At 64.0% G+C, this 22,756-nt stretch carries 24 protein-coding genes and 4 pseudogenes; 14 read left to right on the plus strand and 14 right to left on the minus strand.

The window, feature by feature from the left end; all coding sequences use genetic code 11:
- Positions 1-127, plus strand: a pseudogene (locus AC5RW2_RS33525) (transposase); the annotation flags it as partial.
- Positions 128-273: 146 nt separating this feature from the next.
- Here AC5RW2_RS33525 and AC5RW2_RS33530 read toward each other — a convergent pair.
- Together AC5RW2_RS33530 and AC5RW2_RS33535 are read right to left on the minus strand one after the other, a co-directional pair.
- Positions 274-789, minus strand: a complete 516-nt coding sequence (locus AC5RW2_RS33530; RefSeq protein WP_494032112.1) for an HtaA domain-containing protein — start codon at positions 787-789, stop codon at positions 274-276.
- Positions 773-1,825, minus strand: coding sequence for an FAD-dependent monooxygenase (locus tag AC5RW2_RS33535; RefSeq protein WP_494032113.1), 1,053 nt, complete (start codon positions 1,823-1,825; stop codon positions 773-775). Before AC5RW2_RS33535 ends, AC5RW2_RS33530 begins: the two co-directional genes overlap by 17 nt.
- A 157-nt stretch (positions 1,826-1,982) precedes the next feature.
- On the opposite strand from AC5RW2_RS33535, the gene AC5RW2_RS33540 reads away from it, so the two are divergent.
- Positions 1,983-2,225, plus strand: a complete 243-nt coding sequence (locus tag AC5RW2_RS33540) for a hypothetical protein (protein ID WP_494032114.1) — start codon at positions 1,983-1,985, stop codon at positions 2,223-2,225.
- The gene (locus AC5RW2_RS33545) at positions 2,180-2,749 is read left to right on the plus strand and encodes an SDR family NAD(P)-dependent oxidoreductase (protein WP_494032155.1); all 570 of its coding nucleotides are present in this window, start codon (positions 2,180-2,182) and stop codon (positions 2,747-2,749) included. Before AC5RW2_RS33540 ends, AC5RW2_RS33545 begins: the two co-directional genes overlap by 46 nt.
- Before the next feature lie 76 nt (positions 2,750-2,825).
- Here the strand turns inward: AC5RW2_RS33545 and AC5RW2_RS33550 are convergent, their stop codons facing one another.
- From AC5RW2_RS33550 to AC5RW2_RS33595, 10 genes and pseudogenes are all read right to left on the minus strand, one after another.
- Positions 2,826-4,565 (minus strand): FAD-dependent oxidoreductase, encoded by a 1,740-nt coding sequence (locus AC5RW2_RS33550; protein ID WP_494032115.1) that lies wholly within the window; start codon positions 4,563-4,565, stop codon positions 2,826-2,828.
- On the minus strand, positions 4,555-5,397 hold the full coding sequence (locus AC5RW2_RS33555; RefSeq protein ID WP_494032116.1) for an alpha/beta fold hydrolase: 843 nt from the start codon (positions 5,395-5,397) through the stop codon (positions 4,555-4,557). Before AC5RW2_RS33555 ends, AC5RW2_RS33550 begins: the two co-directional genes overlap by 11 nt.
- Positions 5,398-5,717: 320 nt before the next feature.
- Positions 5,718-6,860, minus strand: a complete 1,143-nt coding sequence (locus AC5RW2_RS33560) for an MFS transporter (protein ID WP_494032117.1) — start codon at positions 6,858-6,860, stop codon at positions 5,718-5,720.
- Positions 6,861-6,966: 106 nt separating this feature from the next.
- Positions 6,967-7,740, minus strand: a complete 774-nt coding sequence (locus tag AC5RW2_RS33565) for an HpcH/HpaI aldolase family protein (RefSeq protein WP_494032118.1) — start codon at positions 7,738-7,740, stop codon at positions 6,967-6,969.
- Between the two features lie 334 nt (positions 7,741-8,074).
- Complete coding sequence (locus AC5RW2_RS33570; RefSeq protein ID WP_494037090.1) at positions 8,075-8,392, minus strand: SDR family oxidoreductase; 318 nt, start codon at positions 8,390-8,392, stop codon at positions 8,075-8,077.
- Positions 8,283-8,531 (minus strand): annotated as a pseudogene (locus AC5RW2_RS33575) (SDR family oxidoreductase); the annotation flags it as partial. The pseudogene AC5RW2_RS33575 and the gene AC5RW2_RS33570, both read right to left, overlap by 110 nt.
- An 8-nt stretch (positions 8,532-8,539) precedes the next feature.
- Entirely contained in the window at positions 8,540-8,692 is a 153-nt protein-coding gene (locus AC5RW2_RS33580; protein ID WP_494032120.1) for a hypothetical protein, read from the minus strand.
- Between the two features lie 382 nt (positions 8,693-9,074).
- Positions 9,075-10,385 (minus strand): cytochrome P450, encoded by a 1,311-nt coding sequence (locus AC5RW2_RS33585; protein WP_494032121.1) that lies wholly within the window; start codon positions 10,383-10,385, stop codon positions 9,075-9,077.
- 68 nt (positions 10,386-10,453) lie between these two features.
- Positions 10,454-10,693, minus strand: a complete 240-nt coding sequence (locus AC5RW2_RS33590) for a tyrosine-type recombinase/integrase (RefSeq protein ID WP_494032122.1) — start codon at positions 10,691-10,693, stop codon at positions 10,454-10,456.
- The gene (locus AC5RW2_RS33595; protein ID WP_494032123.1) at positions 10,687-11,112 is read right to left on the minus strand and encodes a site-specific integrase; all 426 of its coding nucleotides are present in this window, start codon (positions 11,110-11,112) and stop codon (positions 10,687-10,689) included. Before AC5RW2_RS33595 ends, AC5RW2_RS33590 begins: the two co-directional genes overlap by 7 nt.
- A 345-nt stretch (positions 11,113-11,457) precedes the next feature.
- Between AC5RW2_RS33595 and AC5RW2_RS33600 the strand changes: the two genes are divergently transcribed.
- The 5 genes from AC5RW2_RS33600 to AC5RW2_RS33620 all read left to right on the plus strand — a co-directional run bounded on the left by AC5RW2_RS33600 (position 11,458) and on the right by AC5RW2_RS33620 (position 14,539).
- Positions 11,458-11,754, plus strand: coding sequence for a DUF1330 domain-containing protein (locus AC5RW2_RS33600; RefSeq protein WP_494074977.1), 297 nt, complete (start codon positions 11,458-11,460; stop codon positions 11,752-11,754).
- A 131-nt stretch (positions 11,755-11,885) separates the two neighbouring features.
- Positions 11,886-13,010, plus strand: a complete 1,125-nt coding sequence (locus AC5RW2_RS33605) for a zinc-dependent alcohol dehydrogenase (protein WP_494032125.1) — start codon at positions 11,886-11,888, stop codon at positions 13,008-13,010.
- A 262-nt stretch (positions 13,011-13,272) separates the two neighbouring features.
- Positions 13,273-13,818: a VOC family protein gene (locus AC5RW2_RS33610; RefSeq protein ID WP_494032126.1), complete on the plus strand. Its 546-nt coding sequence runs from the start codon at positions 13,273-13,275 to the stop codon at positions 13,816-13,818.
- Between the two features lie 35 nt (positions 13,819-13,853).
- A complete protein-coding gene (locus AC5RW2_RS33615; RefSeq protein WP_494032127.1) occupies positions 13,854-14,258 on the plus strand; it encodes a nuclear transport factor 2 family protein in 405 nt (134 codons plus the stop codon).
- Positions 14,255-14,539 carry a nuclear transport factor 2 family protein gene (locus tag AC5RW2_RS33620; protein ID WP_494032128.1) on the plus strand — a complete coding sequence of 95 codons (285 nt, stop codon included), beginning with the start codon at positions 14,255-14,257 and terminating at the stop codon, positions 14,537-14,539. Before AC5RW2_RS33615 ends, AC5RW2_RS33620 begins: the two co-directional genes overlap by 4 nt.
- Positions 14,540-14,891: 352 nt before the next feature.
- Here the strand turns inward: AC5RW2_RS33620 and AC5RW2_RS33625 are convergent.
- Positions 14,892-15,643 (minus strand): annotated as a pseudogene (locus tag AC5RW2_RS33625) (transposase); the annotation flags it as partial.
- Between the two features lie 63 nt (positions 15,644-15,706).
- On the opposite strand from AC5RW2_RS33625, the pseudogene AC5RW2_RS33630 reads away from it, so the two are divergent.
- Positions 15,707-16,786 (plus strand): annotated as a pseudogene (locus AC5RW2_RS33630) (IS110 family RNA-guided transposase).
- 351 nt (positions 16,787-17,137) lie between these two features.
- Here AC5RW2_RS33630 and AC5RW2_RS33635 read toward each other — a convergent pair.
- Positions 17,138-17,896: an SDR family NAD(P)-dependent oxidoreductase gene (locus tag AC5RW2_RS33635; RefSeq protein ID WP_494032129.1), complete on the minus strand. Its 759-nt coding sequence runs from the start codon at positions 17,894-17,896 to the stop codon at positions 17,138-17,140.
- 500 nt (positions 17,897-18,396) lie between these two features.
- On the opposite strand from AC5RW2_RS33635, the gene AC5RW2_RS33640 reads away from it, so the two are divergent.
- From AC5RW2_RS33640 to AC5RW2_RS33660, 5 genes are all read left to right on the plus strand, one after another.
- Positions 18,397-19,323, plus strand: coding sequence for an NAD-dependent epimerase/dehydratase family protein (locus tag AC5RW2_RS33640; RefSeq protein ID WP_494032130.1), 927 nt, complete (start codon positions 18,397-18,399; stop codon positions 19,321-19,323).
- A 19-nt stretch (positions 19,324-19,342) separates the two neighbouring features.
- Positions 19,343-20,080, plus strand: coding sequence for a glucose 1-dehydrogenase (locus AC5RW2_RS33645; RefSeq protein WP_494032131.1), 738 nt, complete (start codon positions 19,343-19,345; stop codon positions 20,078-20,080).
- 249 nt (positions 20,081-20,329) lie between these two features.
- Entirely contained in the window at positions 20,330-21,418 is a 1,089-nt protein-coding gene (locus tag AC5RW2_RS33650) for a cytochrome P450 (protein WP_494074978.1), read from the plus strand.
- 55 nt (positions 21,419-21,473) lie between these two features.
- Complete coding sequence (locus AC5RW2_RS33655) at positions 21,474-21,641, plus strand: hypothetical protein (RefSeq protein ID WP_494032133.1); 168 nt, start codon at positions 21,474-21,476, stop codon at positions 21,639-21,641.
- Positions 21,642-21,913: 272 nt separating this feature from the next.
- Complete coding sequence (locus AC5RW2_RS33660; RefSeq protein ID WP_494032135.1) at positions 21,914-22,669, plus strand: SDR family NAD(P)-dependent oxidoreductase; 756 nt, start codon at positions 21,914-21,916, stop codon at positions 22,667-22,669.
- Positions 22,670-22,756 lie beyond the last annotated feature (87 nt).

Below are 22,756 nucleotides of genomic sequence, written 5' to 3' on the forward strand. Positions count from 1 at the left end.
AGAAGGACGGTTTGGCCTCGCCCGGGTGGCCCGGCACTACTCGGACACCCTGGGCAAGAGCGGCAACTGCCAGATCGGGGTGTCCGTGAACGCGGTGACCGACCGGGCCTCGTGCCCGCTGGACTGGGGTGCTCGAGTATGTCCACAATGAGTTCGATTGGGACCGGTACCGCGAACGGCCGTACGAGTACCTCTCGGAACTCGTAATCTGGTGACTACGAGCGGTCCTTCAGCGCGGCGTCCGGTGCGAACTGCATCGGGTGCGGCGTTCGTTCAGCCGAAGGCCGGTATTCGTACGTGGATCGGATCGAACGCGGTGCCGATCGAGTAGTTGGCTTGGAACAGCTCCGCGCCCGCCGCTCCGATGGTCGGCTGAAGTGCTTCCCAGCGAAGCGTGTCATCCACCGGGGAGGGGCGTGGCACGTAAGGAATGTCGAAGAGGGACTCCCTGACGTTGGAGCTCTGGTCCTGCGATGTATTGAAGGACAGCACCCCGGCGCTCCCGTCGAGGTGCAGCCACGGGTTTGCGAGGGTCACGTCCATCGCGCCAAAGTGCCCGTACAGGTGCACGAGGCCGCTGAAGCGAAGGATGCCGGACCCTGTCGCCGTGTCCAACGTCGAAGCCGTGAAGAGGGGGAAGTGGAAGTCGAACGTGCTCGTCAGGTGCACTCCGTCATCTATGGTGATGCGTCCGTCGGGAAGGCGGCGCAGGTAGCCGAGCAGGCTTCGTTTGAGGCCCCACACGAGTCCGGTGCTGACCGGGAGGAGGGTCTCAGATGCTGGCGACATGGGATGAGGCTATCGGAATCGGCGCGTCGATCGCGCGGAGGAATGCGCGCAGCATCTCGGAGGCCGCATGAGCGGGGGCCGCGCCTGCGACCATGCGATCGGGACGGATCAGCACGACGGACTCAGCTCGTGCGTTGAACCACCGCTTCAACGAGCCGTCGACGTCGCCGATGACGTTCGGCGAGTGACTGGCGTCCCAACACAGTTGGACCGCGGGCCTGGCCGCGACGAGTCGGGTGCCTGCGCGCTGAGCCGCCTCGATCGCGTCTGCATCGAGAATCGCGGTCGGATCGTTGTTCCACGCCACGAGCAGGAGGCGGTCACCGCCGATGCCCTTGACGACCGCGGCGATCTTCCACGCAAGGTTGTACGCATCACGGATGCCGCTGTTGCAACCCTGGCCCTGCCACACCGGCATGAGGTGCGCAGCATCGCCGACGAGTACCACTCGACCCGAGCGGAATCGCCCGGCGATCCGGGCCTGGTGCGCGTAGACCCGCCGGCGGATGATATCGATCGGTGTGCCCCGTGGGATGAACGGCTCGAGGAGACGGGCGATGAACTCATCGTCTTCCGCGTGTTCCGCGCTCTCACCGGGCAGCATCATGAACTCGAAGCGGCGGATGCCATGCGGGATGCTGATGCAGGCGTAGGGTCGCTTCGGGTCTGCGCCGTCAACATAGGCGCCGGGGTGGCCGAGCGGGTCGTTTCGGATGTCGATGACGAGCCATTCAGCCTTCGCCGTCGTCCCGGGAAAATCGATGCCAAGCGACTTTCGCGTGGCGCTGCGGCCACCGTCTGCGCCGACGACGTACGACGCGCGCATTGTGCGAGACCGGCCCTGCGGATCCTCGACGCTCAGCGTCACACCGTGGGCATCCTGCGTGATGCCGGTGACCTTCGACGACCAGATAATCTCGGCGTGTTCATGGCGCTCGAGTCCCGCGAGGAGCACCCGGTCAGTCAACGGCTGCACGAAGCCGTTGCGCCTGGGCCAGCCGAACGCGGATATCTTCTTATGAAGTGGCATCTTCATCTTCTTTGTATCTGCATTTAATGCATAGTCTCTTTTGTGTCAGTCTAACGGATCTATTGTTCTCCGGCTGCGGGCGTGAGAGATAAACTCCGAACATGAACCGATATGTGCAATGTTGCAGATTCACCTCGGGGTCCGATTCGAAGCGGGGCGAGCGATGACGGAGTTCGACTGGAGTCAGCAGATCGTGGTCGTCACCGGTGCAGGAGGAGGGATGGGGCAGACTCTCGTGCGGGCGCTCCTCGCGCGCGGCGCGAGGGTCGCCGGATTCGATCTCAAGCCGTCGTTCGAACTCGAGCCCGATGATCACGCGCGCTACCTGCCCTGGAGGTCGACCTCGGCGACCAGGATTCGATCGTCGCGGGCTACGCAGAGGTCGACCGCCGGTTCGGCGACGTGACCGGGCTGGTCAACCTTGCAGCGACATGGTCCACAACCTATAAGGCAATCGACCTGGAAAAGCCGGAGTGGGACAAGGTCATGGGGGTGAACGTCGGGGGCACCTTCTGGAACTGCCAGGAGGCGTTGCGGCGGATGACGCCGAATCACAGCGGTGCGATCGTCAATATCTCCTCGCTGAACGGAATCAGGGCCCGGATGGGAACGTCCACACATGCCTACGTGATCTCGAAGGCGGCGATCATCGGCCTGACGACGTCGCTTGCCGCAGAGGCTGCGCTCGAGGGTGTGCGCGTGAACTGTCTCGCCCTCGGGCTTCACGAGACGCCGGCGATCGTCGCCGGCCTTGGTGACGAGGGAGCGCGCAGATACCGCGAGACGGCACTCAAGGCCACTCCGATCGGCCGCATCGCCACACCTGAGGACGTGGTGGGCCCGATCCTGTTTCTGCTCAGCGACGACTCACGCAACATCATCGGCCAGACCATCCTGAGCGATGGCGGCCGGGGAGGCTGGTATCAGTAGGAGCCCCCACAGACGGTGAACCCGGGAGCCGGAACCGGTTTTCTCGGCCCAGCTCCCGGGGGGATCCGTACGTGGATTACTGCGCTGCCGCTCCGCTTGCCGTTGTCTCGCCCTGCGCCGCGAGCTGGTCGGCCACCCGATGTGCGGCGATGTAGCCGAAGGTCATCGCCGGCCCGATGGTTGCACCGGCACCGGCATAGCTGCGGCCCATCACCGACGACGACGCGTTGCCCGTGACGTAGAGCCCCTCGATCGGCGTACCGTCAGACCGAAGCGCCCGTGCATGCTCGTCTGTCACGACTCCGCCGTTCGTCCCGAGATCGGAGAGCACGATTCGGAACGCGTAATACGGGCCGCCGTGCAGCGGCGCGAGGCTCGGCGTGGGAAGCGTGATGTCACCGTAGTAGCGATCATAGGCGCTCTCACCGCGATGGAACTGAGTGTCCACGCCCGCCGCGGCATCCTTGTTGTATCGCGCTACGGTCTGCTGAAGGGCATCGGCAGGAACGCCGATCTTGCCCGCGAGCTCCTCGAGCGTCTGGCCCATCTGGAACGCGGGGTTTGAACGCCACGCCTTGGGCGGTCGATGCCCCGTCGGCGCGGGCGCGAACGGGATCTTCGGGATCGGCAGGTGCCCGAAGATGACGTAGCGTCGCCAAGACCAGTCGTCGGTGATATACCACGACGGGATGTGCTGCACACCGGTCCGCTCGCCGGCGATCATCGCGAAGCCGAAGTCCTCGTATGGCGCGGCCTCGTTGATCCAGCGCTCGCCGGCACCGTTCACGATGATCTGCGACGGCAGCATACGTTCGTTGAGGCTGAACTGCAGCTTGCCGGGCGCCCATTCGACTGCGGGGAACCACCAGGAGCTGTCCATCGTCGCGGTGGCTGCGCCGATGCCGGCGGCCGCGTTGATGCCATCTCCGGTGTTCTCCGCGACGCCGAGGCTCCAATCGGAGCGCGACTCCGGCTGGTGCTGCTTGCGCATCTCGACGTTGTGGTCGAATCCGCCCGCCGCGACGATGACACCGCCGCGGGCATGAACCCGGATCTGTTTGCCGTCGCGCTCGATGACGGCGCCGACGATGCGGTCGTCCTCGACGATGAGCGAGGTCATCGGGGAGTTCAGCCAGAGCCCGATTCCGCGCTTGCGCACGGCAAGCAGAAGCCGGGCCATGAGCGCCTGGCCGATGGTTGTGATCTTCGAACCTGTGAGGCGCGCGGTGAACATGCGCCACACGAGTTTGACGAACAGCCGCTTGCCGCCCCAGGTCTGGCGTAGACGGTAGAAATCGGGAAGCTCGTTCGGACCCATCCACATGCCCTTGGGCATGACGCCCGCCGGGGGGTGGAGCAGGTCAGCATCCTTCCCGAGCTTGCGCAGGTCGATCGGCGGCACATTGATCGTGCTGCCGAGATCGGATCCGCCCTCGAGATTCGGGTAGTAATCGGGGTACCCGGGCTTCCAGACGAACTCGAGGTCGGGATCGAGTGCCTCGAGGAAGTCGAGCATCTTGGGTGCGTAGTCAAGGTATGCCTCGAGCTTTGCATCCGGCACGATTCCTTCTGTGATGGTCTTGAGGTAGCGCAGCGTCGCGGCGCGGTCGGGAGTATACCCCGCCCGACGCTGCACGCCGGCCCCCGGGATCCAGCTTCCGCCGCCGGACAGCGAGGATGTGCCGCCAAACCACTGCGACTTCTCTACGATCAGGGTCTTCAGGCCGCGGTCGTATGCCGTCAATGCGGCCGCAGCGCCACCGGAACCCGCTCCGATGATCAGGACGTCGACCTCTTCGTCGAATTCACTCTGCATTATCGTCACCTTTCGTTTCGTTGAAGAATGCTTCGACCGCCGCAATGAACGCCTCGGGCTGCTCGATCTGCGGGCAGTGGCCGGATTCCGCGATCACCGCTGCGAATCCTGCCGGCAGGAGATCTGCCAGACGCTGCGCCCAGCCGGCCGGCTTGAGCTTGTCGTGAGCGCCCTCGATCAGCAGCGTGGGAACCGTGATCCGCTCGTGGATGAGTTCGCCGCCACCCGAAGACTGATGGCCCGGGCGGCGGAATCGGGCGGAGGCGACTGCCTCCCACGCGCCCGGCTGGACGGCGGACTCGTAGCGTTGCTTCACGTACGATTCGTCGCTGGCGTAGCTCGGGTCGTGGAACATCGCGTGCACGATGGCCCGCATTCCTTCCAGCGAGGCGTCGTAGTCCATGAGCGCCGCCATGAACTCGTTGTTCGAGATCTCGCCTGCGCCGCAGATCGATACGATCCGGCGGATCGGCAGGAGCGGTGCATCGGAGGCTGCGTCGGCGATGAGCATGGAGCCGCCCATCGAGTTCCCGATGAAGTCGGCGTTCTCGATGCCGAGGGCGGAGCAGAGCTCGGTGAGGTGCCGCAGGCGCCAGGTGCGTCCGTCTACGAAGTCCACGACCTTGGAGGATTCGCCGAATCCGAGAATGTCGGGCGCGATGACGCGGTGGTGCTTCGCGAGATCTGCGTATACGCGCTCCCACGTGATCTCGGCGCTCCCGCCGAACTCGCCGCCGTGCAGCAGGACGATCGGGCTGCCTTCTCCTGCTTCGAGGTAGCTTGTCTCCACGGCGCCGAATCGGAAGGTGCGCCGGGTCCAGGGCTTTGTCATACTACTCCTTTGTTGGGTCGACAATTGCCAGCGTGGCTGTCCTAGTTTTCACATAAAGCATACCCACCTACCGGTTGGAAAGTGTCTAATCTCTGCACTATGTGCATTTAGGCCCAGCCGGCGCAGAGCAGGCGAACTCATGCTCACCATGCGCCGGAATGGCATCGAAGGTGTCGACCTTGCACCTCGTATCGCCCGTTCATCGGCCCAGCCCGAGCGCGGAAACCTCCCGGCTTCCGCGTCGGCACACCTGTCGCCGCTTGCTCGAAAATTGGCGACGGTGAGCAGCGTCTCGTCCGCTCGGACTGTCCGGATCGCGTTCACGCCTTGCGCCTGACCAGGCTGATCAGCAGTGCCAATCCGCTCGTCACGACCATGCCGATCGCCATGATGAGCGAGGAGGTCCCGAAGACCGCCGCGACGGTCCCGGCGATGATGCTGCCCACGAAGTATTGAAGACCTCCGATGGCGGCGACGCCCGCGCCGATGCTCCTCTGCAGGCGGTCGACGGCGACTGCGGTCCCCATCGGTGAGATGACACCGTGCTGGAAGGTGACGGCGAACAGGGCGGCCTGCAGCATCCAGAGCGGCCCGTCGAAGATGACCACGAGAAGCGTTGCCGCGCAACCCGTGACCGAGAGCGCCACGGAGGTGAGCAGAATCACCCGGGGTGCGACGAACCGACTGATGAAGGCTGCGAGCTGGCTCCCGCAGAGGATCGCGATATTGTTCACCGCGAACGCGAGAGCGAACGCCACGGCATCCAGCCCCCGCTCCTGCTGCAGCACGGTGGAGAGCGACGTGACGCAGGTGAACATTGTCACCGAACCGACTACGACGACCCCTCCGGACACGAGGAAGCTCGGCTCGCGTATGGGGGCGAGGTAGGTGCGCAGGGCGGCGAACCCGTGCCCCCGGCCGGCAGCCGCGGGGGCCGTCTCCGGCAGCATGATGGCGCTTAGGATGCCGAGGGCGACTCCGATCGCCGTGATCGCGACGAAGACCCACCGCCAATTCGCCGCTTCCGATATCAGGCTGCCGAGGATGGGGCCGAGGACCGAGGTGAATGCGATCGGAATGACGAGGCGCGTGTACATGCGAGCGAGCGCAGGGCCATGGAAGAGATCGCGGAGAATCGAGCGTCCGATGACCATCCCCGAGCCCGCGCAGAGACCCCCGATCGCCCGACAGGTGATGAGGACCTCCGCGTTGGGCGCTGTCGCGCAGCCGATCGAGGCGAGGACGAAGATGCCGATGCCGAACAGGAGCGGTCTCCGGCGTCCGTAGCGGTCGCTCACGGGGCCCCAGAAGAACTGTCCCACGCCGACTCCGAGGAACGCGGCGGTGATCGCCGTCGCGCTGACATTCGCCGGGGCACCGACTCCGGCGACCATCGGCGCGGTTGCGGGAAGAACGAAGTCGATCGTGAGCGGGCCCATGACCGTGAGCGTCGCGAGCAGCACGATGAGCGGCGCCGAACGGGGCCCGGGGTCGTGCGGACCAGGCGGGATTACCGGCGCTGGAGAGCTCACGTGTCCCGGGCCCGGCGCAGCCATCATGAGAACGGTTCTAAGCCGAGACGGGGGAGTAGCGTTCGCGGGCGACGCGGATGGCCTCCTGGGCCGATGTGCGCAGGAGATTGAGGTCGCTCCCGGCCGTGCCCCACGTCGTTCCCTCGAAACCGGCGCCGAGCGGGGTGCCCAGTTTGATGCCCTTCGCGGCGGCGACCGACCTGACATGATCCCAGTACGGGGCGAGCTTCTCGCGCTCGGTGTACATGTCGAGGCCGATGTCGAGCGCAAGGTCGGCGTAGCCGAAGAACGCGAAGTCGATGCCGTCGAGATCAGCGATCTCGGCGAAGTTCTCGACGCCGGCTGCGGTCTCGATCAGCGGGATCACGGTGATCTCGCGATTCGCGTTGTCGACATACCCGGACCAGTCGTCCTGTGACCAGGTCGTCGCGGGCACGACCTGGCATTGACCGCGCCCGGACGGCTGGTAACGGCTGCACTGCACGGCGCGCCGTGCCTCGTCGGCAGTGCTGACCTTCGGCACGATGACCCCGTCGGCCCCGGTGTCCAGCGCCCGCTGAATGGTCCGAAGGTCGTTGGACCCGACTCGCTGGATCGCGGGAATGCCGTTCGCCCAGGCGGACCGGACGTGATTGAGGATGTCGCGCGGGCCCAGCACCCCGTGCTCATCATCGATGATCAGGAAGTCGTAGCCGACGCTGCCGAGGATCATCGACGTGGATGGGTCGGTCGAGGTGAGCCAGGCGCCGAGCGGCGTCTGGCCCGATTCGATCATCTTCGTCAGCTTGGACCGAAATTGAGGTTTGTACATAGTGCAATCTCCTTTGATCTGGTAACACCTTAGCGCACCCCTATATTGCGGGGAACAGGTGGAGCGGAACGGGTCCCTCGGCGGCATTCGGCGAGCAGCCGGGCCGGGGGATGATGGTTGCTAGTCGACGCACCTATGCATATTGTGCCGCATGCGTCCTGCCCCAAGATTGGCGACATGCTCGAGCACATGCGGCCGCGCGATGCCCGGTCTTTTGTGCGCGAGCTCGACAGTGATGCTCGTGAGCTACTTCGCGGGCTTCGGGGCAGGCAGAACGGTGGTCGCGGAAGCGCCGCCGTCGATACTGATCGCCTGGCCCATCAGGTAGCTCGAATCATCGGACGCGAGCGATGTCGTCCGGCGTCCCCAGACGCTCGGCAGGAACGGCGCGTGCCATCGCCTCTCGAATCGCATCCGGCAGGCTCACGATGGCCGCCGGGGTCATGATCATGCCCGCGTGGATGACGTTCATGCGAACGCCCTGGCGTCCGTACTTCGCCGAGACGGTGGCCGCAAGGTTGGCGAGCCCAGGCCTTGACCGCACCATAGGCGCCAGTGAGCGGAATGCCAGGCGTGCCTGCGTCCGACCCGAGGCTGACAATCGTTCCGCCGCCGTTCTCGATGAAGGTCGGCAAAACCGCACGGAGCGCATGGAAGACGTAACGAAGGTTCACCTCGAAAAGCAGATCCCACTGTTCATCCGACATGTCGTGCAGGTGTCGCCATGGGACGAATGTACCTGCGCTACCGACGACCGTAATGAGCACGTCGAGCCCGCCGAACTCGCGCACTGCAGTCGTCAGGCCGCTGTCACCTCGGCTGAGGACCGCGCGTCCGCGCCCAAGGGCAGCACCTCGAGATCGAAGCTGCCGGCGACGCCGGCTGTCGCCTCCTCGGCCTTCGTCAGATCGATGTCGACGACGGCGAGGTGGCTGGCTCCTGACTCCGTCACGTGACGACTGATGGTGCCGACGTCGGACACGTCGCCACTGCACGCGGCGCAGGAGAGTCGACCAGTAGAGGGCGCAACCCCTCGAGGGTGGCGGTCGCACCGAGGTAGTTCACCGCCACCGTCGCAGGGGGCGGTGGCGCCAGTCCCGCACTTGCGATAACAGCATCGATCGTGCCACCGCTGAGGTTGGCGGCTTCCGAGACGAGAGCGCGACGCCCTGCATCCGTCGAGAGATCCACGCTGTTTTCGGCGTCGCGGACATCGACTCCGATTACACAGTTATCACGCTCGGTCAAGAGCTCGGCAACCGCTTTTCCGATCCCGCTGGTCGAACCTGTGACGACGTACTTGCGTTACGTGTCTCTTCATCCATCAGTGTGGTTCAGCCGACCAGGGCCGAAGTGCGCGGCGTGTATGCCACGGGGAGAGAGATGAATCCCGTCGAGGTCACGTCTGGCAGCCATGTCGGCTCAGCTGTGGGCTGTATGTCGGGGAACGCGGTCAGGACGCGGAGAAGCATCGTCTTTAGCTCGAGACGAGCGAGCATCCGCCCCAGGCAGAGGTGCACGCCGTGGGCGAAGCTCAGATGCGGCACCTCTGGCCGGGTGATGTCGAACACGTTCGGGTTCTCGAACTTCGTCTCGTCACGGTTCGCAGAGGCCAAAGAACCGATGACCCAATCACCTTCCTTGATGCGCTTGCCATGCAATTCCAGGTCCTTCGTCGCGACTCTGAAGCGGGACTTCGCCGGTGTCACCCAACGCAGCACCTCGTCTATCGCCCCGTTGATGCGCGTCGGATCGCTCAACAACAGTTCGCGCTGGTCGGGGTGCGTCATGAACAGCCAGAGACCGACAGCCCCGGCGTTGCGCGTAGTCTCCAATCCCGCACCGATTATGATCTTGAAATACGTGCGGAGCTCGTAGACGCTGAGGAGATCTCCATCTATCGTCAGGTTCGCAATGAGAGTCGCGAAGTCGTCCTGGGGCTCCGCGCGGCGCGCGAGCGCAAGCTTCTCGCAGTATTCCATGAGCTGCTGCTGCCCGATGAGCGACGTCTTCGCCGGGTCGTTGTCGATCGTGTACTTGGGGTTGCCGGGGGCCAGCCACCGCCACACGGCGTCACGCAGATGATCCCAGTCCTCCTCGGGCACGCCCAGTAGCCCCAGCAGCACCCGCATCGGCAACTGTCCTGCGATCTGTTCCACCAGGTCGCACTCGTCCAGACCCGCCACGTCATCGATGATCTCGTCCATGATCTGTTCGACCCGGTTGGCGTGCTTGCCGATGGCCGGCGCACTGAAGAACTTGTTGAGGGGCCTTCGATACAGGGTGTGGACGGGCGGGTCGATTCGGGTGAGATCCGCGTAGAAGCCGTACTCGAAGCGCTCCTCGGGGGTGTAGCGCTTAGGGCTCCTGGGGATCCGCGTCTCCCACCGTGAACTGAATGTGCGGAAGTCCGCGAGGTAATCACGCACATCGTCATACCGCGTCAGCAGCCAGTAGTCCTTGCCATACACGGTGTCATGGGTGTAATGCACTGGGTCTTCTTGGCGAAGGCGCGCGAAGACCGCGTGATACGCGTCATTCGTGTACCACTCAGGGTCGAGCATCTTATTGTCGATATCAGTCCAGTCAGACACTTGCGAACCTCTCGAAGCCGGGATTTGTTTTGGGTTGTTGTTCAGGGCCATGTCGTACCAGCCCTTTTGAAGGCTAGTTTATCATGCGCATAGTGCAACTGTATGGAAGATTACACGGATTACGCAGACGCGGGCGCTGTGCCCTTATGACAAGGAAAGTTTTCATGATGAGTCGAACCGTTCTCGTTGAAACGCGCAACAACGCTGACTTCGCGCTCGACAACCGACAGGTCGTCGTGGCGCAGTCCGAGCACCTCGCCGATGCGCATTCCGGTGTTAAAAAGCAGCGCGAATAGCAGGCGGTCCCTCAACCGGGTGCACGCGTTCAGAACGGACCGTACCTCCCCGACGGTCAGCACCCTGGGCAGCTTGTTTGGAATTGGCAACGTGATTGCTCTGCGCTGCTGCGGGCGCCCTTTACTGATGTGGTGTAAGAACGCTTCCCCGAAGATCCGTTCCCGGTGCCGCCCAGGCTACCAGCAGATCGGCCAGCTCCACCCCGTGGTGTGCCTGATGCTGGTAAAACGAGTTCACCTGACAACTTCCGGTTGATCGTGTCCGGCCTGACTTGCGAGGCAGCCACGGGCAACACGGCCACCTGTCCGGTCCGTCCTGCCGGCGGCAGCCGAAGCCACTCCACGAACCCGCCAAGGTCTTCCAGCGTGACTCGGCGCCAATCCTGACCCCGATAGGCGAGGAAAACGAAGAAGTCCTTCAAATCGTGCGCATACGCCTTCGCCGTGTTCGGCGACCGATCAACCGCGCTCAGAAAAGCCAAATACCTCTCGAGCGGAGCAACCGGAACATCATCGTCTCCAAGAACCGTTCACGAACTTCCCATACCGAGCGTCACCCTTTCGCGGGCACTTTACGGCGTCTCGTCGGTGTGTTGCACTGCTCGGTTCAGGCGGTTATGCTTCAGGGGGTTTGTGCCATAAATGCATAGGTCGGTGCTCTGTAGCGGCCCCCTCACCCACGTGGGCGTGGGGTTTGCAGCGTGGGACCGCCGGGCTGCTGGCCGGTTGGAGGTAAAGCATGAGGTCGGCGGCTCGCAGCACCGGTTCACGCAAAGAAGCAGCGATTCCCGCAAAGTGAGGTAACACTGAATATGTCCGCATATATTGTGACCGCTATCGACATCCACGATCCGGACGCCTACGCGATTTATCGCCAGAAGGCCAGAGCGATACTCGAAAATTTCAGGACGCGCTCTCACATCGTCTCCCCCCTGGAGGAGCCGCCGGTTGTTCTGGAGGGCGAGTCGCCCGGCCATCTCGTGGTGATGGAGTTCGACTCCATGGAGGAGATCGATCGGTTCTTTCACTCCCCCGAGTACCAGGAGGCCGCGCAGTATCGAAAGGCGGGCGCGACGACCCACTACGTTATCGCGGTGAACGGGAAGCCAACGCCGCCAGCCTGACTCATTCGGTGCGGAAGGTTACGAGCTTGTCGGATGCCGGGATGGGCCTCCGCGGGTACATGAAGCAGGAGATGGGGTGAGCCGCACAGGGCACTTGCGCGGCGCCGACCCACTGGACGATCGGGACAGATATGGTTAGTAAGGCGACGGCTCTGGTTCAGACCGGCCCATTTCAGCAGGAGTTCCGTGAGATTCCGCTCCCGGGTCTCGACGAGGGTGCTGGGTTGCTGCGAGTGGAAGCAAACGGCATCTGCGGCACGGATGTCGAAGCGTTCGCAGGGGTTGTCGGCGCGAACCCGCTGGACGGAAGCGACGCATACCCCCGAATCCTCGGACACGAGATCGTGGGGATCATTGAGGATCTTGGCCCGAATCCTCCTCCGGGACTGTCGATCGGAGATCGCGTCGCAGTGAACCCGCTCATCGCGTGCGGGCACTGCCGTGTCTGTCTCCGTGGCGATTCGCACCTGTGTCGCAATCACCCTGCCGCCCCGGCGCTTTACGGATTCCTCCCCTTGCACAGATCACCCGGTCTGTGGGGCGGATACTCCACGCACGCCTACCTCGATCCGAAGACTGTTGTCTACAAGCTTCCTTCGTCTATCGACCCCGTGACAGCCACGCTTTACAATCCCTTGGCGAACGCCATGAGCTGGGCTGTCCTGACACCTGAGTTGAAGCCCGGCGACCGGATCGCGATTCTCGGGTCCGGCCAGCGAGGCCTGGCGTGCGTGATCGCTGCTCGCTTCGCCGGTGCAGGTCTGGTGCTCAGCACGGGGCTCAGCGGAGATACGCACAAGCTCGCATTGGCACGCGAACTCGGGGCGAACGTCACAGTCGACGTCAATAACGAGGATCTTGTAACGCGCGCGATGGAAGCCACCGGCGGCGAGGGCTTCGATATTGTCGTCGACACGACACCGCACGCTACGCAGCCGATCCGTGACGGCCTCGCGATATTGCGCAGCGGGGGGACGTTCGTGCAGGCGGGCATCAAGGGGGCACCGATGGACGGGTTCCCGGTCGATCGGATGGTGGACAACGGCCTGCGGATGATCGGCGTGGCCGCGCAGGGAAACGAGGCGTACCAGCGTGCGTGCGATCTTCTCGTCTCGACCGATGCGCCCATCGACCGCCTGCGCACGCACACGTTCGGCTTTGACCAGTTCGAGCTGGCAATCGACACTCTGCAGGGGAAGGTCGCCGGCGCCAACGCAGTCAGTGTCGCCGTCACGCCGACTTTCGCCACGACCTGAGTGTCTGGCGCCGGGCGTGGGGTAGCTCAGGCCGGGCAACCATCGGCGACAACGACCTCTTCGCCCGCCCGGCAAGGAGGCACTTCCCGCCTGATCTCGCGATCTTGCTCATTCAACATGCGGAGCTCGGGCTCGAGCACGCTCTGGGGCCCATTAAGACCGTGCCCCACGGGTCGGTGCCCCGCGGGGGGGGGTGGGGGGGACTCGCGCACGAGCTTCTGCCCTGAATGAACCGCTCTACCGAACGACATGAGGAGGCGCAGTGATTCTGCCCAGGATGGACGTGGTCCAGTACGCGTGGGTCGTTGACTCGCTCGAGCACGCCATGGAGGGATGGCTTGCAATGGGTGTCGGGCCATTCTACACCATGCAAGTCGAGTGGGACCATGCGATCCATCGGGGCCGCGCCGCGCCGCTCACCATTCGAGTCGGTCTCGCACAAGCAGGCGCCAGCCAGATCGAACTCATTGAGCAGACGAGTCCCGGAGAGTCCGCCTACCGCGATGTCGTGCCGCCGGGGCAAACCGGCTTCCACCATGTGTGCAAGTTCACCGACGACGTCGAAAGCGAAGCCGCCGTGCTCGTAGCAGCAGGAATCGAGATCGCGGGCGAGATGCCGCGCGCCGGAGGACAGCGCACGATCTACGCCGATACCCGCGCACAGATGGGGTGCATGCTCGAGGTCATCTCGGCCAGTGATCATCTGCTCTCCATTTACGGACTCGTTTCGGAGGGTGCACGAAATTGGGACGGCACGGATCCGATCCGCGTGATCACGCCCGAGCTGCTCACCGCCACGAACGCGTAGCCGCGGTGGCCGCGAAGACCAACGAAAGGAGCAGCATGTCATTGATCAGGGAACACATTGTCGACTTGGTCGAGGGGTACCTCGATGCCGTCCGCCGGAGCGATGTCGAGGGCATCCTCTCCTGCTATTCGGAAGGAGCCTCGGTCGAGGATCCGATCGGAAGCGAGCCGAAGACCGGTGACGCCATCCGCGAGTTCTACTCGCGGCCGCGCAAGGTGAGGTTTCTCGAGCAGCTCGGGGTGGTGGCTGTCGCCGGCCAGTATGCGGGTTTCACGTTCCATTTGGAGTTGGAGCGACCTGAAGGCCCGCTGCATGTGTTCGTCTACGAGTCGATGCGGTTCGATGACGCCGGCAAGATCGTGTCGATGGTCGCGACGCCGGACTTCGGACTGGGCGAGGCGATCCCGAAGGCTTTCCCGAACACTCAGGAGCTCCCATGAGCGCGGTCGATGCCATCGCGCCACATGGTATCGTCGCGGAGATCATGCGGGTCAAGGCCCGATACGTCCGGGCGCTGGAGGAGCGCGACTGGGAGTGTCTGGCCGAAAATGTCGTCGCGAGCTTCGCTCCGCCGCCCGGGCAGAAGGAGCCGACCCGGCACCGCGGTCGCGCGCATCTTCGTGCGTGGATTCCCGACGCGATGGCGAAAACGTTCGTCGTCACCCGCGTGTCAACCCCGGACATAGAGGTCATTGACGGGAACCATGCCCGCGGCACCTGAGCGCTCGTCGAGCGGCTGATCCTCACGGAAGGACTGGATCGGGAGCGCATCTATTATGGGCACTACCATGAGATCTAGTGCGCGAAAGCGACGGCAGGTGGCGGGTTGAGACGATTCGCATCAAGCGCGCCAGGTACGACACCATTGCGCGCGACGGCACCGTCAGGCCGCATCTTGACGCCCACTAAGGCGGGTTCCGGCGGCCAGCAGCGGGCTCAGCCGGGCGGGGTGCCCTTGATGAGCTCGATGTAGTTCCCGTCCAGGTCGCGGCAGAGCAGGTACTGGCGGTCCTCTTCGCCGACTTGCCTATGGTTTTGGTCAAGCTGCTTTGGGGTCTTTGTGCTCGCAGAGCGCCGTTCTTGAGCATGGCGAAGATGACGTCGCAGCGGCGTCGGGCGAGGCAGATGACGGCAGCGTTGTGTTTCTTTCCTCGGTTGCGTTTGCGTTGATAGTAGGCCTTGGACAGCGGGTCGTGGCAGGAAGCGACCCACGTGGATCGGAACAGGGCGTTCTTGGACTGCTTGTTCCCGGAGCGGGCGGGGAATTCGCCGCGGATCGAAGTGCCGGAACGACGCGTGACCGGTGCAATGCCGGCGTAGGCAGCCAGGTGTCCGGCGGTTTCGAAGCTGCTGCCGTCGCCGATGGTCAGGAGTATCGTTGCCGCGGTCTTGATGCCTACTCCCGGCATGGACATCAAGACTTTGGAAAGAGGGAAGTCGTCCAGGAGCTTTTCGACTTCCTCCGCCACGATGTCCCGCTGCTGCCTCAGTTCCTTGACCTGCCCGGCAACCCTGGGGATGACCAACTCCACGGCCTCGGTGCCGGTCACGATCACGGTCTGCTCGCCAAAGGCAGCGAAGACGGCATCGATGAGGTGCACCGGGTCCTTCCGGCTGTGGTTACGGGCCCAGCGCAGCACGTTGCCCCGTCCGGCCGCCCGCAGGCCGGACCGGCGTACTTGATGAGCATGTCCAGCACCAGTTGGCGGGTGAGCACGTCCCCGGGCAAGGCCCGTTCCAAGGCTGGGAAGATCTGCAGCAACAGCGACCGCAGCCGGTTGATCGCGCGGGTGCATTCGTGGGTCAGATCCGCGTCGAAGCCCGAATGCCGGCTGCACTGCAGCCAGAAGCATCTGCCCCGCTCGCGAGGAAGGAACTCATGGCCGAGATGACCACTGTCGCACACTCCCGCTCGTTCGTCATCGGCGTGGACACCCAAGCCCGCACCCACACCTACGCCCTGCTCGCCGCCAACGGCGAGCAACTGGGCATGGAGACGTTCCCAAACACCCATGCGGGCAGGGCCCGCGCGATCGGCTGGGCGGCACGCCGAACCGCGGGGACCTGGAAGCGTTATGGTTATCGAAGGCACCGGAAGCTACGGCGCCCTGCTCGCCGGAGCCGCTGCAAGGGCCGGCTATGACGTCGTCGAAGCTCCCCGGGTCTACTCGCGGGCGCGCCGAGGCGCAGGGAATCCGATCCGCTGGATGCCGCGGCGATCGCTGCCGCCGCCCTCCCGCTCGACGAGGCCCATCTGCGCATCCCGCGCCAGGACGACGGGATCCGTGCCGCCCTACGGGTCCTGGTCGCAGCCCGGGAGCAGATATCCCTTGAGCCGACTGCGAAGGTCAACGCCCTGACAGCGCTGCTCCGAACCGTCGACCTGGGTATCGACGCCCGCAAGCCCCTCACCGACAGCCGCATCACCGACGTCTCCAACTGGCGCACTCGTGACGAAGAACTGGCACTTGCAACCGCACGGGCCGAGGCCGTCCGGCTCGCCAAACGCATCACCGCATTGGACGCCGAGCTCAAGGACAACCACGCGCGTAGCACGGAACTGCTCGAGGCCAGCCCCGCTGCCCCGTTGCTGGAGGAGATCGGGGTTGGCACCATCACCGCGGCCGTCGTCTACGTCGCCTGGTCGCATCCGGGCAGGGTGCGTTCCGAGGCGGCCTTCGCTGCTCTCGCCGGAGTTAACCCGATCCCCGCATCATCGGGCAACACCGTCCGTCACAACCGAAGAGGCGACAGGCGCCTCAACAGCGCCCTGCACATGGCCACGGTGGTCAGAATGGTCCACGATCCCGACACCCGGCTCTACGCCGACCGCCGGAAAGCCGAAGGCAAGACTCCACGCGAAATCCGACGCATCCTCAAGAGATACCTCGCCCGGCGCCTCTACCGTGTCCTCAACGCGCTCCACGCGCCCGATGGCATGATCCCAAGCGCCGCTTCACGGATATAGAAGATTCGGATCATCAATGACAGGGGCGACAGAGTCATACCGGATCCAGCGACCATGTCCCCGACCACGGAGACAGAATAAATGTAACGGGGTCGCGATGTTGGACGGCACCCCGCCACAGCCCTGTCCATAGGCAAGGTCGTCCAGGCGGCGACCGATGAATGCAATGATTGAAGCGATGTCGGATCGTTCGCGAAGGATCAGCACGGAATCGAGCCCGACGGCAGTTTCGATCGCCCGGCGGTCGGCGTCGGCGCTCCACAGAATTCCGCGTGAGGCGAGCAGCGCTCGGTAAAGGCACCGCACGCTGGGATGGTCGTCTCATCTCCACCGAGACAGTTCGGACCGGTGTCACCGGTGGACGATCAGTCCGCCGTCGACGACGAGGTCAGTGCCGGTGATGTAGGAGGACTCGTCTGATGCGAGGAAGAGCACCGCGTAGGCGATCTCCCTGCTGTCTCCCATCCGCCCCAGCGGTATCGCGTTCGTCTGCGGGCTAAAGTCGTGACCGTTCGCAAGCAGGTTTGTCACGATGGCGGTTTCGATAATACCTGGGTCGACAGAATTTACGCGGATCTTGTCCTTGCCGAGTTCGACTGCGGCGACTTTGGTCAGCGACCGCACCGCGCCCTTGCTGGCATGGTATGCGGTCGACCTTCCAGAGGCGACCAGCCCCAGAATGGAGGCGATGTTAACAATGGAGCCGCCGCCGTGACGACGCATCCCCGGCACGACTGCCTGCATCCCGTATAAGACACCCAACTGGTTGATCTGGATGGTCTGATCCCAGATCTCTTGGGTGGTCTCCTCCAGGCCGACTTTACTAATGATTCCGGCGTTGTTCACAAGTACCGAGATGTCGCCATATGTCTGTTCTGCGAACTTGACTGCTGATTCCCATTGGTCCTGCGCCGTCACGTCCAACGTCACCGCCGAGACAGTTAGCCCCTCTTCGGTGAGTTCCCCCACCATCTGGTCGAGCCCGGTCCGGTTCACGTCAGCGGCCACGACGGCTGCGCCTTCCTCGGCTAGTAGGCGAGCATCGGCTGCACCCATGCCGCTCGCCGCACCGGTAATAAGCGCTACCTTTCCCTTGAGCCTGTCGCCCATTGAATACCCTCTCCCTGGTGCTTCTCAGTTTCGCCGCTTGCTTGCGTTCCTTCGGCGGATATTCCCAGCATGCTCGCGTGCGGCTGCTGGAGAGCCATCGCCAAACCGAAGTTTATACACTTAATGCATAACCCTTTTATCGACCATACAGCTATTGCCTGGGATCATCTACGTTAATCCTGCGGAAAGGGGCTCTCAGCGACGGTGTAGTTGGGTTACCTGCTGAGGCCGTTCGGCACATAAGTCGCTCAGCCGAAGCCGCACTACCAAAACTTCCACAATCTAACGGACGAATCAACGGCCCCACGAGCCGGCGGTTAAGGTGGGAGCCGGCAACTGCCACCCTCGTAGAGGTATGCACATATTGATAGGTGCGGTAGTGTGACGCCTGTTACCTGGTGCCTCGCTGCGGTGTTGGAGCGGGGCCAGAACGGTCACGGAGGCGACAGGGCACGGGCCTGAGGCATCAGGATTGTCTACAACAGGAAGGTGGTGCCACGATGAAGACACTCATCGTCGGCGGTACGGGCATGATCGGTTATCACGTCGCCGATCTGCTCACCTCGCACGGCCATGACGTGGTTATCGGCGCCCGGCGTCCGCCGGCGTCCGGTTCACCGGTCGCGTCGTACCCGGTTCTGCTGCGTGATTACGCGGCGGGTGAGTACACAGAGGGCGATCTTGCGCCCTTCGATGCGGTCGTTTTTGCCGCGGGCCAGGATGTGCGTCATGCCGACCCGGCGCAGCAGACGGACGAGTACTGGTCGCGGTACCAGTCCGACGGGGTGCCGAACTTCTTCGCAGCGGCGAAGCGCGCGGGCGTCCGCCGCGGAGTCCAGGTGGGCAGCTACTACCATATGGCCAAACCGGAGCTGGTGGACCAGGTCGCGTATGTCCGCGCCAGGAAGCTCGCCGATGAACGTTCGCGCGACCTCGCCGATGCCGACTTCAACGTCTCGACCCTCAACGCGTCGACGGTGATCGGGCCGGGACAGCGGAACCTCGCGAGGCTGCTTGCGTGGGCGCGGGGAGAGTCGGCCGGCCGGGTCCCCGACTTCGTGCCACCCGGCGGCACGAACTATATCTCGGTGCGGTCGGTTGCCGAGGCCGTGTTCGGTGCGCTCGAGCGTGCCGAGGCGGGCGCGGCGTTCCTGGTCGGCGATGAGAACCTCAGCTATCGCGACTACTTCCAACTGGTGTTTGACCTCAGTGGAGGCGGACGCACCCTCACCGAGGTGCGGGACGCATCGCATCCATACGTCGCCGAGATGATCGTGCCGCGAGGCATGTATACGACGTTCGATTCGCAACCTGCAGCCGAGGCGCTCGGCTTCAGGCGGAACGACGTGCGAGCGTCGCTGCAACTGGCTATCGCAGAGTACGACAATGCCGGTGCGATGCAGCCGCTGGCAACGCAAGGGAACTGAAGAGAAAGCAGCAACGCACATGGCAGAACTGGCAGGGAAAGTCGCCCTCATCAGCGGTGGCGCGGGCGGACTGGGAGCCGCGCAGGCGAGGCGATTCGTCGAGGAGGGAGCGCAGGTCGTCATCGGAGACCTCCGCGACGACGACGGCGCATCGGTAGCCGCCGACCTCGGCGATGCCGCACGATACGTCCATCTCGACGTCACGCGCTACGCCGATTGGGAGGCTGCCGTCCAGACGGCAGTGGATGAGTTCGGGGGTCTCGACGTCCTCGTCAACAACGCGGGGATCGCCCGGTGGCAGCCGATCGAGGAGCACACCCTCGAGACCTGGGACCTTGTCATCGCGGCGAATCTCACCGGTCCGTTCTACGGAATCAAGGCGGCGATCGAGCCCCTGAAGCGCAGTGGTAAGAGCTCGATCATCAATATCTCCTCGATCGCAGGCATCCAGGGATTCGCGGCGATGCCGTCCTACACGGCCTCGAAGTTCGGCGTGCGGGGTCTTACGAAGAGCGCGGCGCTTGATCTCGGTCGGTACGGGATCCGAGTGAACTCCGTGCACCCGGGGCGGATCGAGACCGCCATCACCTCAGGTCGCGACATGAAGGCAATGGAAGCGGTGGCGCTCCACCGCCAGGGGCAGGCGAACGAGGTCGCCGCACTCGTCCTCTACCTCGCGAGCGATGCATCGAGCTACTCGACGGGGGCGGAGTTCGTCGTCGACGGCGGATTGACCGCCGGTCTCGCGCGCAACTGACGCCGGGCGCGGGTGAGTGGAGGGGCGACTATGCGTGTTGTCCCCTCCGGAATGTACAGGGAGCCGGCGGCACATGCTCGACATTCACTATGTGAATACCCTACGATCGCGACGTCGGCCTTTTTCAACGATGAAACATGGAGGCAATCAATGACTGTAGAGGCTTATCCCGGTGTTCGGCAGGAGCCGTTCGTACCGAACAAGGAGTACGAGCGGTGGCGGGAGGAAGCGCCTGTGAAGAAGGTCCGATTGCCCAACGGCCAGGACACCTGGCTCGTGCTGCGGCAGCAGGAAGCGCAGTCGATCCTCGAGCAGACCGACAGCCTGACCTCTGACATGACGGCGCCGGGATTCCCGCAGTTCCGTGCCGGCAAGCCCTCGGGAAACCCGAGCAACATGCTGCCTCGAATGGACCCGCCGCTTCACGGCAGCGTGCGGAAGCTTTTCGCCTCCTTCTTCTCGGCCAAGCGGATCGCCGCGTGGAAACCGGAGATCGAGCGCATCACCGACCAGACGATCGACGACCTGCTTGAGAAGGGCGTCCCGGCCGACCTGTACCATGACTTCGGGCTCGTGGTCCCCTCCAAGGTAGTGTGCATGCTCCTCGGAGTCGACTACAGCATGGCGGCGACCTTCGACCGGCTGGGTGAGTCCAACACCTCCTCCCTGGTGAGCGCCGAGAAACGAAACGCCGCGATCACCCAGCTGTACGCGCTCGTCGAGGACATCTTCGCCGAGCAGCGCCAGAACCCGGCCGGCGGCATCGTCACCGACCTCATCCGAATGGTGGATGCCGGCAAGCTCACCCACGAGGCAGCTGTCGGGAACACCTTCGTGCTCGTGGTCGGTGGCCATGAAACGACAGCACACACCATCTCCCTTGGCGCGCTCCAGATGATGCAGAACCGCGACCTCATTCAGCGCATCAACGATGAGCCGGACAAGATTCCAGTGCTTATCGAGGAGATGCTGCGCACGCAGTCAATCATCGGAGAGGTGATCGGGCGTGCGACGACGAAACCGATCACCGTCGACGAAATCGTGATCCCCGCAGGGGAGGGCCTGGCGGTCGTGCCGCACGCGGCGAATCACGACCCGCAGATGTTCCCCAACCCCAGCGAGATCGACCTTGACCGTGACATCAGCTTCGGCCACACGGCGTTCGGATTCGGCATCCACTCCTGCCTGGGGCAGAACCTCGCCCGGGCCGAGCTGCAGGCCGTATTCAGCAAGCTCTTCCAGCGGATTCCCTCGTTGCGTATCGCTGACAACGCCACCCCCGAGTTCCGACGCGATCCCTTTATCTTCGGCATGCGCAGCCTGCCGGTCCAGTGGTAATCCCAACCTCAACCCGCACCTTCCAACGGAGCGGATCGGCGGTGGGACCTGAACGATGACTGACTCCGGCCCCGAGCGCACAGCCAAGGGGCCGGAATGGGTCGGCTGGCAGGTGGCCGAGGCCATCCTGCACAACGACCCCTACTGCCTCACCCACCCCGCGCCGGTGGATGAGCTTGAGGCGCGCCTTCAGGCCTTGGCACGCGGGTATCGCGGCCACTGAGCGCACCACGGGCGCCTGATGAAGCAATGACTTCGACCGCGGCGTTCGCGCCGGGTCGGACAACGATGTCGAATGAAGGAGAGAATCAGTGGCCAGCAAAGAATGCGACGTCCTTCCCAGGAGGAGCAGAAGAAGAAAGGAACTCCTATGGCTTTCAACAACATCGCCGAGATGAAGCGGCAGAGCTCTGAGTGGGACCGCGCGACAGCCCCGACACGGTCCTACCTCGAGCTCCTTCAGCAAGTGACTGCAGAATTTGTAGGGAAGGATTGATGATGTCGCAGGACATGGCTGGACGAGTCGCCTGGGTTGCCGGCGGTGCCAACGGCCTCGGCCGGGCGGGAGCCGAGGCTCTTGCGAAGCGAGGCGCGAACATCGTGGTCGCGGACCTTGACGAGCGCCGCGGCACCGCCTTCGCGGAAGAACTGTCTGGGCAGGGTGTCGAGGCGGTGTTCGTCTCGACGAACGTCTTGCAGGACGAGTCGATGAAGGCGAGCTTCGAGGCTGCCGACGAGCGCTTCGGTCGGGTCGACGTCATCGTCAACTCCGCCGGTGTCGTCGCGCCGAACGGCACCGACCATGGGTTCGAGCGCAACATCGACATGCTTCTCAACGGCGTGTGGCGGGGTGTGACCTTCGGGCTTCCGCACCTTCTCAAGTCCGGCGGCGGCAGCATCATCAACATCACGTCGATTGCGGGCATTACCGGGTCGCTCGGCGCTGATGGATACGGTCCGGCGAAGCACGGCGTGGTCGGGCTGACCAAGGACATCGCACTGCGCCATGCCGTCGACAATGTGCGATCGAACGCGGTGGCTCCCGGCTACGTCCTCACTCAGATGACCGAGAGCTTCTTCGCGAACGATGAGGAAAGTGATGCTCTCATCAACGGCAAGCTGCGCGTCCCGATGCGGCGGTGGGGCCGTCCGGAGGAGATCGGGGCTGTCATCGCATTCCTGGCATCCGAGGAAGCATCATTTATCACCGGGACCGTGCTCGTTGCAGACGGCGGCCTCACTGCACGCTGAGCCGCAACAGTGCGAGGCCGGCATCGCTGACCGAACCGCTTGAGGCTGATCTCTTCGCAAGGTGTGATGAGATCGCCCTCAAGCGAG

This window comes from Arthrobacter sp. B0316-1-20 (assembly GCF_059091865.1).